Here is a 12,062-nt window from a genome sequence, read left to right as displayed (position 1 = left end):
GGCGACTTCTGGTTCGAGGTGGCCGGCCATCCCCTGGCCAAGGTCACCGCACGCCACCTGCTCACCCACCGCGCCGACTGCACGGGGACGGGGATCCGGCTACTCAGCGGGGCGACGGGGACATCCGGCAGGACTCGCACTCACCATGCGTACACAGCCAGGCACGCTCCGAACCAGCAGTGACGCCGCGTGCCGCCCAGGGGGTGATGCTGAACAAATCTGCGGTGTTACATGGTCATATGCACCAGTTGATCAGACGCGTGCGGTCCTGGTCCGGGCATGGCCTACGCACCTTCGCGGGCCAGGTCTTCCTCCTGCAGGCCATTGTGGTCCTGATCCTTGTGGCGGCGGCGGTCGCCGCCCTGCTGCTGCAGTCCCGGGCCGACGCCGAGCGCGAGGCCCGCAACCGTTCACTGGCCGTGGCCTCGGCCGTCGCCGCCTCCCCCAGTGTCCGACAGGCGTTGTCCAGCGCGAATCCGACCGCCGTGCTTCAGCCGCAGGCCGAAGAAACCCGCCGACGCTCCGCCGTGGACTTCGTCGTGGTGATGAGTACCACGGGCATCCGCTACACCCATCCGAACGCCGCGCAGATCGGCCGGCACTATATCGGCAGCATCGCGGCAGCGCAGCACGGCGGGATTGTCACCGAAACGACTGCGGGGACGCTGGGCCCCTCGGTCCGGACCGTCGTTCCCGTCACCACTGACAACGGGAAGGTCATCGGTCTCGTCGCCGCGGGCATCACGGTCAATCGGGTGAGCGTGGCAGCAGACCGACAAGTACCGCTCGTCCTGGCGGCGACCGGGGTGGTGCTTTCGGCAGCCACCGCGGGAACCGCACTGATCAGCAGGCGCCTGCGCCGTCAGACACACGGCCTCGGCCCGGAGCAGATGACGCGCATGTACGAGCACCACGACGCCGTTCTGCACTCGGTACGGGAAGGCGTTCTCATTGTCGATTCCCAGGGTCGTCTGCTCCTGGCCAATGACGAAGCACGGCGCCTACTGCGGCTGAGTGCCGATGGGGATGACCAGCCCCTCACGGATCTGGGACTCGAGCCGAAAGCCGAGCGGCTTCTCATGTCGGGCAGGCCAACCACGGATGAGGTGATCGAGGTCGGCGACCGGGTCTTGGCCGTCAGCCAACGCACCATGGTGCAGCAGCCCGGACCGGGAGGTTGGGTCGCCACGCTGCGCGACACAACCGAACTCAGCGCGCTGATGGGCCGAGTGGAAGTGGTCCAGGAACGGCTCAAGCTGCTGTACGACGCCGGCATACGCATCGGGACCACCCTCGACGTGACCCACACGGCCCAGGAACTGGCGGAGTTCGCCGTGCCCAGGTTCGCCGACTACGTCACTGTCGACCTGGCCGATGCCGTGCTGCGCGGCGAGGAACCGAACCAACTGGATGCAACGGGACTACGTCGTGTCGCACTGCACGGCATACGCAAGGATGCGCCGCTCTACTCGCCCGGTGAGCTCATCCATTTCGACACGTCCACACCACAGGCTTCCGGCTTCGGTTCCGGGCAGATGGTGCTGGAGGCCGACCTGGCAGCCTTCTCCGGCTGGCAGGCACAGGAACCCGACCGAGCTCGCAAACTGGTGGCACACGGCATCCACTCCATGATCGCTGCTCCGCTACGAGCCCGCGGAGTGATTCTCGGCGTGGCGACGTTCTGGCGTTCGAAGGAGCCGACACCCTTTGCTCAGGAAGACCTCTCGGTCGCAGAAGAGCTGGTCGCACGCGCGGCGGTGAGCATTGACAACGCCCGTCGCTTCACCCGGGAGCACACCACGGCGATCACGCTGCAGCGCAGCCTTCTGCCGCACGCGCTCCCTGAGCAGAGCGCGGTCGACGTGGCTCACCGCTATCTTCCGGCAGAGGCAGGACTCGGTGGTGTCGGTGGCGACTGGTTCGACGTCATACCCCTCCCGGGAGCCCGCGTCGCCATCGTGGTGGGCGACGTCGTGGGGCACGGACTGCACGCCGCCGCCACCATGGGACAACTGCGCACCGCCATCCACAACTTCTCCGCGCTCGACCTACCACCTGACGAACTGCTGTGGCATCTGGACGAACTTGTCACCCGCATCGACCAGGATCGGGACGACGACAGTGAAACACCGTCACTCACCGGCGCCACCTGTCTGTACGCGATCTACGACCCGGTCTCCGGTCTCTGCACCATGGCGAGGGCCGGCCACCTGGAACCCATCATCGTGCGCCCGGACGGCCACGCGGACCTGCCCGGTGTGCCAGCGGGCCCGCCGTTGGGACTGGGAGGACTGCCCTACGAAAAGACCGAGATGCCGCTGCCCGAGGGCAGCGCCATTGTCCTCTACACCGACGGGCTGGTCGAAAGCCGGCAGCGTGACATCGATGAAGGCATCGAGCGCCTGCGTCGTACGGTTGCGCACGCCGGACGAACGCCGGACCAGATGTGCCGGGCAGCGATGGATACCATGCTCCCCGTGGCACCACGCGACGACGTGGCCCTGATTGTCGCCAGCACCCGGCTGCTCGACGGCAATCGCACCGCGTCCTGGGACGTACCGTCCGACCCCTCGGCCGTTGCCGGCGTGCGTGCTGCCGCCACCCGGTTCCTGGCGGACTGGGGTATGGAAGAGGAAGCGTTCACCCTGGAGTTGATCCTCAGCGAGCTGGTCACCAATGCCATCCGGTACGCAACCGGCCCCATCCGAGTGCGCTTGATCCGCGACCGCAGCCTCATCTGCGAGGTTTCCGATGGCAGCAGCGTCTCTCCGCACCTACGTCGGGCCACCACCATGGACGAAGGCGGCCGGGGCCTGTTCCTGGTAGCCCAGTTCGCCGACCGCTGGGGCACTCGCTACACATCCGGCGGAAAGGTCATATGGACTGAACAGCAGCTCTCCGCGACGCTATGACCGACCCTTCCCGCACTCAACAGCATGGCGTTCGCGGTAGTCGGTCTTGTCAAGATTTCGGTGGCCGGGCCACCGCGAGAGCCTAGTGCCGCGTCGGCCAAGGTTCGCCCCGTCGCGACGCCCGGCACGCTCCCCCACTGCCTCAAGGGCGTGGGAGGTGCCCCCACTCGCCGCACCGGCCGAAAGCCCAAGTACATCCAGAACGAGGACTTCCGGCCCGCACTCCCCCAGCCTTCGGCCGGCGGGACCCCCAGAGCACGCACCGGACGCCGCTCCTTGACGGGCAACCCTTGGCTGACGCGGCACTAGCTTCGGTCGGTTGCGGGCTCGGTCCGCAGGGACCGGGATCGTGGCCTTGATGCCGCGTCTACGCGGGTAGGAGCAGTTCTTGCGGGAGTCGTATCCTTGTCCGCGCGGACTCTGTCGGGGCGCTTGCGCGGTCGCCCGAGTTCGATCCGGGGCACACGGATCGCTTCCCGGACCGGCTCGACCTGCGGGGAATCGCCCCGTTGACCAGCCGTGATCACGACCGACAGCGGCTTCTGGCCCTGCTCGACCGCGAGGTGGATCTTCGTCTCCAACGGGTCTTCTGCACCTCCGCGTTGTTCAGCATCCGCCGCTGCGAGGAATCCCGCCGGTTTACGACCGCAAGCGCGCCGAAGGCAAGCGTCACACCGAGGCCGTCCTCGACCTGGCCCGTCGCCGCGGCAATGTCCTCTGGGCCTTGCTCCCCGACGACAAGCGTGTCATGTCCCACATCGCACGAGAGGTGGTCGGGGGATCGAGTGACAACACCGCGTCAGCGGCCGGAAAGACCCCCAGACCGATAGCGTCGGCGGGGTGCCCCCCGACACGCTTGCCATGTCCGAGACCGACGCCGAACGGCTCCGCAACGCGCGAGACGTTGCGGCTCCGGGTTCCTCGGTAGCGGTGCCTGGCTTGTCGCTCCCCCATCCGAGCGGGGTGCCGAACCCGTCCGGCATGGTGCCGGGGCCTGCGGCGCCACGCGGCGGATGCTGATGCCTCTGTCCCGGTAGGAGAGGCCCGTGAACGACCCCAGCCCTCAAGGAACTCGAAGGTCGCCATCCACCGGCGCAGGCTATGACACGGCCGGTCAGGCCGGGGTCGTCGGCATTGGACTCGCTGCAGTGCTGACGTTCGCGCTCGCGCAGGGTTCCTGGCAGTGGTTTGCCACATATATCGGGGTGACGCTTCTTGCGGTGATCTTCGCTTTTCAGCGACGGGCGGCATGGACGCCCGGCATCCGATCTGCATACGTGCGCGGTCTGGTTGCGTATTCGATGGTCGTCGGCCTGTGCGTGGCGATCGCGCTGGCCCCGATGTTGCAGCGCTGGACTTGGCTGTTTCCCATGTCAGGTACGCGTAGTGGGTGTCGCGTGCTGGGCAGGTACGAGGCCATCCGGTCGACGGCCGCGCTGGCCAACCTGGCTGCTCGCGACAGCGCCGCTTTGGCGTACGCGCAAGAGGCTCAGAGTGGTAAGGCCGTTGCCGACTGTCTGGCAGCCACGACGACCCTGTGGTTGCCCCTGTACGGAGCCGGGGCAGCCATGCTGGTAGGTGCGGTTGCGTGGTCCCGCGACCGGGCCCGGGCGAGGAAGGGGACGCAGCCGAAAACCTCCTCGCCGGAGACGGCAAACGCGCGAACGTGACAGGACGGCAGGCCCGCGAGCGGTTGACCGAATCGGTGACGTTGCGCCGGGAGATCGGCTTCAGGCCCGGGGAAGCGGCCGGCCTGGTGGCGCTGGCCTACCTCTCGGCCGAGACCGGCGACCGCGCCGCGGCGCTCCACCACCTCGACGAGGCCCAGTCGGTCGCCGAGGGGTGCGGTGCCAAGGCCGTGTCGGGGTGGATCGAGCATGCCCGCACGCTCATCCGCTCCTAGAGTCTTTTTGATGCCCTGCGGCAGCAACGGCTCCAGCCCGCAGCACTGGCCGTTCGTCAGATCACCACGCCCCACAGCGCGTGATCATCCACGACCAAGATCCACTTTCGCAATAGGCGCAACTGTCGCCGGGGAGCGCCGCCCGTGGTCAAAAGGAGGGCGTGACTCCTTCCGGCCGCGATACGGTCCTGCCATGTCCCGATCAGCCGAGAGTGGCCTCTTCCTGTCCCCTGTCACTGCGGACGACCTCGACCTTGCCGTGCAGCTCGCTGTGGCAACTCTTCGCGAGGCGCCCCCGGGCGCGTGGGACGGTAAGGCCGGTTCGCTGGAATGGGACTGCTGGGAGACCATCGAGCACCTCAGCGACGACCTCTTCGCATACGCCGCGCAACTGGGCCCCAAAACACCGCCCTTGGACAGCGAGGTGCCCTTCGTGTGGGAGAGCCGACGACCCGGCGGCCCGGCGAACGTCATTCACGCGGACCGTAAGGCTGGGCCCGCCGGCCTGTTGCAGGTGCTGGAGGCCAGCGGCGCACTGCTGGTCGCCATGGTTCGTACAACGCCTCCGCAGACCCGCGCCCACCATGTCTTCGGCACCTCCGATCCCGAGGGCTTCGCCGCGATGGGAATCGTGGAGACCCTGGTGCACACGCACGACCTGGCGCAAGGGCTCGGGCTCGCCTGGAGCCCACCTGCCGATCTGTGCGCGCGAGTACTCGCCCGGCTGTTTCCGGACGCACCGGAATCCACGGATCCCTGGCCCACCTTGCTGTGGACCACCGGTCGCGCCGAACTGCCCGGACGCCCTCGTCTCACCACATGGCGCTGGGACGGCACACCCCGAGCCTAGGGCTCAGGTATCTCCGGCGAAAAGGACTGGCTCTTCGGGCTGGGTGCTCACGCACCGCCGCGAGGATCTCCTCGTCCGTCTCCACCCCGGAACCGGTCAGCACCAGGAGCAGCCGAGTCCGCCACACGTCGGGATCCGACTCGTACGCGTCCAGCACCCGTACGCCGTAGCCGCCGCCCGCGCTGTTGCCGCCGGCCCCGGCCAGCCTCCGGCGGACCGCCTCTCTCAGCCCGGCGTAGAGGTCATGGACGGCTCCGCGTCCAGTGTCCGTAAGTCCGTCGGCCGCCCCCGTGGCCAGCGCGATGGCCACCAACTCCCTCTCGGTCACTGGGATCCCCCTTCAGTTGTGCGGGTTGTGCGATGTCGTGTCGTCACCCTGGCCGGGGGTGCTGCAATGCCGATGAAATTCCGATGATGTACGGGAGCGGAGGCTTCACGGTGGGCGGGGGAACTTCTCAGCGGCTTCGGATCGAGTTACTCGGGCCGCTCCGGGCCTGGCGTGGCGAAACGCCGCTGGACCTGGGCCCGGTTCGGCGACAGGCCGTGCTCGCCGCGCTGGTGCTGCGTGCGGACACGCAGGTGAGCCATGGGCAGTTGCTCGACGACCTGTGGGACGAACAGCTGCCGGCGTCGGGCCACAAGGTGCTGCCGAGCCACATCCACCCCCTGCGCAAGGCACTTGACGTGGCGAGCGCCGGGCCGACCGAGTCGGTGATCCGCAGCGGCAAGGGCTGGTACCGCTTCGTCGGCCACAGGGTCCGGCTCGATGCGACCGAGCTGGACGAGCGGGCCGCCGAGGCACGGCACGCGAAGGTGTCCGGCGACGTGACCACCGCGATGAACCACCTCTCCGAAGCGCTCGCCCTGTTTCGTGGCGAGCCGCTGGCCGGCCTGCCGTGATACCGCGCAGAGGCAGAGCGGCAACGGCTGCTGGAACGCCGGCTCTCGCTCCGGCTGGAGAGACTCGAGTGTCTGGTTCTGCTCGGCCGGTCAGCCGACACGCTGGACGAGCTCGCCGCGCTGTCCGCGTCCGCTCCCCTCAACGAATCGGTCCTGGCGCTGCGTATGCGCGCTCTGTACGGCAGCGGACGCCAGGCGGAGGCCCTGAACTCCTATCAGGACATGCGGGGGCGCCTGCGGGACGAGCTCGGCATCGACCCTGGCGAATTGGAGATCGCTTACGCGCACGTGGAGGAGGCCACCGACCCGCGAATGGCCGCCGCGCTGCGGAACTGCCTGGGCTACACCGCCGTATACCAACGCCGGTACAGGCAGTCCCGCGCCTACCTGACCGAGGCGCTGGACCTCAGCCGACGCCGCCTCGACCCTGGCGAAGAGGCCCGGGCGCTCACCGCGCTGGGGGCCGTCGACCTGAGTGTGGGCGAGGGCGGCCGGGCGATTGCCCATGTCACTGCCGCGATGGCCCTGTCCCGGCGGCTGCTCAACGGTTGGGTCACCTCGATGGCACTTGTCGTCCTCGGCCTGGCTCACCAGTTCGAGGGGCGGAACGAGGAGGCGCTGGTCTGCTTCGCCGATGCCCAGACCCATGCCGAGACGGACGGCAGACCGCGTGTACTCGGCAGGACCTTGACCTGCGCCGCCGACGCCCACCTCCGCCTCGGCCACTACGGTGAGGCCAAGAGCCGATTCCGTCAGGCGGTCGAGCTGGGCGAGCAGGTCGGGGACATCTTCCTCTGCGCGCGCAGCCTGACCGGCTCGGCACGGCAGAGCGAGGCGAGGGAAACCCGGCCGCGGCCATAGCCCTCCATCACCAGGCCCTCCTCCAGCACCAGTTGCTGAACCCGCTCACCGACCCCAGCTACGACTGGCTGGAGGTCGACATCCGCAGCCGCCTGGGCCACGCCTACTTGGCGACAGGCCGCGCCCGCGAGGCGGGCGAGCAGTTCCAGGCCGTGCTCGACGTGCAGAGCGCCCGTGCGCACCGCTCTGACCGTGCAGTCCCTCAGCGTCATCGGTGGTGAAGCCGGCTCCTGCCGGACGTTGGCCTCGCCGTTGTCCGGCGGACGCCGCGGCTCACACGGATCGGGCCTGTGGCGGTGCATACTCTTGGCCTCTCGCCCGAAGGGCGGAGTATCCACGAAGGCAGCCGATGACCACCCTGTCGTGTTTCCGGCCGGATGATCGCGACAGGGCGTCGGATGCGACTCGGCGGATGAACGCGCACCCGAAGCCGGGTGTCACCGGATGAGCAGGCCTGTACGGAGCGGACGTAACAAAGGGCATGCCGACTTTCATGGCCAGCAGGCACGGGGACCGCGTGCCGGTAAGCAGCGTGGCGCCGTCGAGGCGGTTCGAGTGGCTTCGGCGGCACCGGCGGTGGGTGTTCGTGGTGGCCGTGATCGCGCTGCTGGCCGAGATGGCGATCGCGATGGTCACGACGGCCGTCGAGCAGACGCCGACGATCGACGAGCCCGTATACGTGGGCACGGCGGTGGTCTACGTGCAGGAGCACAGTCTGCGCTACAACCCCGAGCATCCACCACTGGGCAAGCTGATCATCGGGAGCGGGCTGGTGTTCGCCCACCCGCATCTGGACGCCGGCTTCACGGGTGATCAGACGGCGCTCGGGCGGCGGCTGCTGTACGAGTCGGGCAACGATCCGGGGCAGGTGATGCTGTGGGCGCGGCTGCCCGTGATCGTACTGACGCTGCTGTTCGGCCTTGTCGTGCTCGCCTTCGCGCGTGAACTCGTCGGCTCCGCGGGCGGATTGGTGGCGCTCGCCCTGTACGCGTTCTCGCCCGACGTCATCACGCACGGCTCGCTGGCCACGCTGGACGTACCCGCATCCGGTTTCCTCCTGACGTCGGTGTGGCTGCTGTGGCGGGCGCGGCGGCGTCCGCTCCTGTATCTGCCGCTCGCCGGAGCGGCGCTGGGCGCGGCGGTGGCCACGAAGATGAGCACCCTGCCGGCCGTTCCGGTGCTGCTGCTCCTGGCAGTGGTGTCCGTATGGCGGTGTCGGGATCTCAGCCCGGTCAGGAAGGTTCGGCTGGGCGCGGCGGTTGCAGCCGGCACGGCACTGGTGGCCCTCGCCGTCGTGTGGGCCGCCTATCTCGTCGTGGACCCACGGCTGCGCTGGACGGCGCCCCCGCACCTCCCGGCCGTTCACGGGCTGCGTGGGCTGCTCATCGACTGGCTGCCCTTCCCGCAGCCGTACCGGGACGGGATGCGCGTCCAGTTCGGCTTCGAGAACGCGACGTGGGAAGGCTTTCTCTTCGGTCGGCTCTACCACGGGTCGCTCTGGTACTACCTGCCGGCCGCGCTGTTGGTGAAGACGCCGCTGGGCATGATGGCGCTGTGGCTCGCCGGTGCCGCCGCGACGGTGGCCGTCCCTCGGCTGCGAACGGCCGCCCCGTACATTCTGATCCCCCCGGCCGTGCTGCTGGCCGCGGCGATGCTCGGCTCCCGTGACCTCGGTGTGCGCTACGCCCTGTTCGTACCGGTGTTCCTCGCGGTCGCGGCGGCCGGTGTCGTCGCCTTGCGACGGCGGTGGGCGCACGTCGCCACGGCGGCCTTGGTCCTGTTCGTCGCCGTGAGCTCGCTGCTCACCTACCCGTACTACCTGCCGTACTCCAACGAGGCATTCGGCGGCCCTGCGCAGACCCATCTGCGTCTGCACGACTCGAACGTCGACTGGGGACAGGACCTGGGCCGCCTCGCCGACCGGCTGGATCGGCGCTACCCGCACGAGAAGGTCTGGCTCGTCTACAAGGGCGCCGGTGTGCCGTCGTACTACGGCATCGACGCAGCCGATCCGCGCGAGGCGCCGACGAGCGAGGTCCACGGGCTGCTCGTCGTGTCCGACACCTGGATCGCCAAGGCCGACAACCGATTGGCGGCGCTGCTCGCCACCAGCACACCTGTGGACGAGGTCGGCCACTCGATCACGATCTACCGTCGGCCTTGAGCAGGTCCAGCACCCGGTCCCAGTGGAACTCCACGCGGCCGCCGTCCTGTTGCGGCTCCCCGGAGTACGGGTCTGCGAACCGGACGCCCATCCCGCGCAGCCGCTCGACACTCGCGCGGTAGGCGGGGTGGGCCGCCAACGCCTCGTTCACGCACGGCAGTACGGCGATCGGGACGCCCAGGCCGTACGCCTCGCACAGGGTTCCCAGGGCGAGGGTGTCGGATATGCCGGCCGCCCACTTGTTGACGGTGTTGAAGGTGGCCGGTGCGACGGCCACCGCGTCCGGAGCCGGGAAGGGGCGCGGGTCGCCGGGGGACCGCCAGGCGGACCGGATCGGGCGGCCGGTCTGCGCCTCGACGGCCGTCGCGTCGATGAAGCCGAGGCCCTGGGGGGTGGCGATGACGCCGACCTCCCAGTTCCGCTCCTGGGCCGCGGTGATCAGTTTGCTGATGTCCTCGGCGATGCCCGCCGCGCAGACGACGACGTAGAGGAAGGGCTTTTCGGCGTGTTCACTCACCCGGAAACCCTAATGAACACACGGACTTGTACGGAGTCGGGGCCTCTACCGAACCGGGAAGGTCTCGCCCCGCTCCGACTCCGGACGCGGGCCGAAGATCCGGCGCTCCTTCTCCTCGATCGGTACGTCGTTGATGCTGGCCTCGCGCCGCGTCATCAGACCGTGCTCGTCGAACTCCCACAGCTCATTGCCGTACGACCGCCACCACTGGCCGTCGGCGTCGTGGCACTCGTACTGGAAGCGGACGGCGATGCGGTCGCCGTCGAAGGCCCAGAGATTCTTGCGCAGGGCGTACTCGCGCTCGCGGGCCCACTTCGCGGTCAGGAGTTCAACGATCTCGGCGCGGCCCGTGACGAAGGTGTCGCGGTTGCGCCAGACCGAGTCCTCGGAGTAGGCGAGCGAGACCTTGTGCGGATCGCGGGTGTTCCAGGCGTCCTCGGCGGCCTGGACCTTCTGGACGGCGGTCTCACGGGTGAAGGGCGGCAGGGGCGGGCGGTCGCTCATGGGGATTCCTTGATCTCGGCGGTCTCGTCGATCCGGGAAGAGGATCCGAAGAGGGAGAACGAGCGTTCTCCTCATGACTGCTAATGTAGAGAACGACCGTTCTCACGTCAAGGAGCCGCCCGTATGCACAGCACGGCCGCCCGGGACCAGGCCCTGGCCCTCGCCCGGGAACAGGCACTCGACGCCGCGGAGGAGCTGTTCTACGGGCGGGGCATACAGACCGTCGGCATGGACGACATCCGTGGCGCGTCCGGCGTCTCGCTCAAGCGGCTCTACCAGCTGTTCCCCGCCAAGGAGCAGCTAGTCGAGGCCTACTTGGAGCGGCGCGACATCCGCTGGCGACAGCGACTGGCCGAGCACGTCGATCAGTGCGAGGAGCCCGAAGAGCGGATCCAGGCCGTCTTCGACTGGCTCCGGCTGTGGTTCACGGAGCCCGACTTCCGCGGGTGCGCCTGGATCAACTCGTACGGGGAACTCGGCGCCACCTCGCCCCGCGTGACCGCCCAAGTCCGCACCCACAAAAGGGCGTTCAAGGAATACCTGCGAGGGCTGGTGGCCGACGCCGGGCTCCCCTCCCCCCTCGCGGACCAGCTGTATCTGCTCGCCGAGGGCGCCATGGTGACCGCGGGCATCACGCGGACCACGGAGCCCGCCGAGCAAGCGGCACAAGCGGCGCGCGTGCTGGTGGAAGCCCGGCGATAGGGCAACCGCTCAGGCTGCTCCAGCTGTTGCGGCGGCCAGCGCCGTGACTTGCGCCTGTGCCGCCGCGAGTGAGGTCGCCGCAAGCCCCTTGAATCCGGCCAGTTGGGGAATGTCCTGTGCCCGGGTCAACTCGGCGGCCACCAGGTGCAGATGCTCGCCGGGCACTCCCAGGTTGCCGAAGTACGCCCGCAGGTAGGGGGTCTGGAAGTCGAAGCCCTCCCGGGGTGTGCCCGGGCCGTAGCCGCCGCCTCGTGCCATGACCACCACCACGCGCGTGTCCCGCAGCAGGCTCTCCCCGCTGTCCGGGTCGGTGAACGCGCCGGGGAAGGACACCCGGTCGATCCACGCCTTCAGTGTGACGGGGACGGAGAAGTTGTACATCGGGACGCCGAGCAGCACGGTGTCCGCGGTGAGCACTTCATTGATCAGCGGCCGGGCGAGCGCCCATTCCCGTTCCTCGGCCGCGCCCTCGACCAGCGCGGCCACCTTGCTCGGCGGAACGACGCCCTGCCGCTCCACGCGCTGGCCGAGGGCGGCGTAGGCCGGACCGATCAGCGGTACGGGATCGGCGGACAGGTCGCGGTGCCGGTATCCGTCCGCGCCGTGGGCCTCGCGCCAGATGTCCGCGAAGAGCGCGGTCAGCTGCCTGCTCACCGAGTCGGCGGAGCGGCTGACGCTGGAATCCAGATGGAGCAGGGTCGTACCCCGCGACCGGGTCATCGACGTGTGCCTGGTCTGTGTCACCTCGA

Annotated in this window: 12 protein-coding genes and 1 pseudogene; 9 read left to right on the top strand and 4 right to left on the bottom strand. The window is 68.9% G+C overall.

The genetic code is table 11. The features are described 5' to 3' along the window. Positions 1-239 precede the first annotated feature (239 nt). The 4 genes from OG390_RS46905 to OG390_RS46890 all read left to right on the top strand — a co-directional run bounded on the left by OG390_RS46905 (position 240) and on the right by OG390_RS46890 (position 5,665). Positions 240-2,912 carry a SpoIIE family protein phosphatase gene (locus tag OG390_RS46905; protein ID WP_406178284.1) on the top strand — a complete coding sequence of 891 codons (2,673 nt, stop codon included), beginning with the start codon at positions 240-242 and terminating at the stop codon, positions 2,910-2,912. A 1,046-nt stretch (positions 2,913-3,958) separates the two neighbouring features. Beyond that, positions 3,959-4,582 carry a hypothetical protein gene (locus tag OG390_RS46900; RefSeq protein ID WP_406176626.1) on the top strand — a complete coding sequence of 208 codons (624 nt, stop codon included), beginning with the start codon at positions 3,959-3,961 and terminating at the stop codon, positions 4,580-4,582. Beyond that, positions 4,579-4,815, top strand: coding sequence for a hypothetical protein (locus tag OG390_RS46895; RefSeq protein WP_406176625.1), 237 nt, complete (start codon positions 4,579-4,581; stop codon positions 4,813-4,815). The genes OG390_RS46900 and OG390_RS46895 overlap by 4 nt, the downstream gene beginning before the upstream one ends. A 193-nt stretch (positions 4,816-5,008) precedes the next feature. Beyond that, entirely contained in the window at positions 5,009-5,665 is a 657-nt protein-coding gene (locus OG390_RS46890) for a maleylpyruvate isomerase N-terminal domain-containing protein (protein WP_406176623.1), read from the top strand. Here OG390_RS46890 and OG390_RS46885 read toward each other — a convergent pair. Further along, entirely contained in the window at positions 5,628-5,993 is a 366-nt protein-coding gene (locus tag OG390_RS46885) for a hypothetical protein (protein WP_406176621.1), read from the bottom strand. The two genes, OG390_RS46890 and OG390_RS46885, sit on opposite strands and share 38 nt — an antisense overlap. Before the next feature lie 32 nt (positions 5,994-6,025). Here OG390_RS46885 and OG390_RS46880 point away from each other — a divergent pair. The 4 genes and pseudogenes from OG390_RS46880 to OG390_RS46865 form a co-directional block, all read left to right on the top strand. Continuing rightward, positions 6,026-6,772: pseudogene (locus OG390_RS46880) on the top strand (BTAD domain-containing putative transcriptional regulator); the annotation flags it as partial. A 15-nt stretch (positions 6,773-6,787) separates the two neighbouring features. After that, positions 6,788-7,426: a tetratricopeptide repeat protein gene (locus OG390_RS46875; protein ID WP_406178283.1), complete on the top strand. Its 639-nt coding sequence runs from the start codon at positions 6,788-6,790 to the stop codon at positions 7,424-7,426. Between the two features lie 32 nt (positions 7,427-7,458). Beyond that, positions 7,459-7,647 (top strand): hypothetical protein, encoded by a 189-nt coding sequence (locus OG390_RS46870; RefSeq protein WP_406176619.1) that lies wholly within the window; start codon positions 7,459-7,461, stop codon positions 7,645-7,647. 272 nt (positions 7,648-7,919) lie between these two features. Continuing rightward, positions 7,920-9,590 (top strand): phospholipid carrier-dependent glycosyltransferase, encoded by a 1,671-nt coding sequence (locus OG390_RS46865; protein WP_406176617.1) that lies wholly within the window; start codon positions 7,920-7,922, stop codon positions 9,588-9,590. On the opposite strand, the gene OG390_RS46860 is transcribed toward OG390_RS46865, so the two are convergent. Together OG390_RS46860 and OG390_RS46855 are read right to left on the bottom strand one after the other, a co-directional pair. Beyond that, complete coding sequence (locus OG390_RS46860) at positions 9,568-10,107, bottom strand: flavoprotein (protein ID WP_406176615.1); 540 nt, start codon at positions 10,105-10,107, stop codon at positions 9,568-9,570. The genes OG390_RS46865 and OG390_RS46860 overlap by 23 nt on opposite strands. Positions 10,108-10,152: 45 nt before the next feature. Beyond that, the gene (locus tag OG390_RS46855) at positions 10,153-10,611 is read right to left on the bottom strand and encodes a nuclear transport factor 2 family protein (RefSeq protein WP_406176613.1); all 459 of its coding nucleotides are present in this window, start codon (positions 10,609-10,611) and stop codon (positions 10,153-10,155) included. A 123-nt stretch (positions 10,612-10,734) separates the two neighbouring features. On the opposite strand from OG390_RS46855, the gene OG390_RS46850 reads away from it, so the two are divergent. Beyond that, entirely contained in the window at positions 10,735-11,313 is a 579-nt protein-coding gene (locus OG390_RS46850; RefSeq protein ID WP_406176612.1) for a TetR/AcrR family transcriptional regulator, read from the top strand. A gap of 9 nt (positions 11,314-11,322) precedes the next feature. Here OG390_RS46850 and OG390_RS46845 read toward each other — a convergent pair whose 3' ends face one another. Further along, positions 11,323-12,033, bottom strand: a complete 711-nt coding sequence (locus OG390_RS46845) for an FMN-dependent NADH-azoreductase (protein ID WP_406178282.1) — start codon at positions 12,031-12,033, stop codon at positions 11,323-11,325. Between the last annotated feature and the right edge of the window lie 29 nt (positions 12,034-12,062).

It is taken from the genome of Streptomyces sp. NBC_00996 (assembly GCF_045162675.1).
Classification (GTDB): domain Bacteria; phylum Actinomycetota; class Actinomycetes; order Streptomycetales; family Streptomycetaceae; genus Streptomyces.
This window is presented reverse-complemented; position numbering and strand designations above follow the sequence as displayed.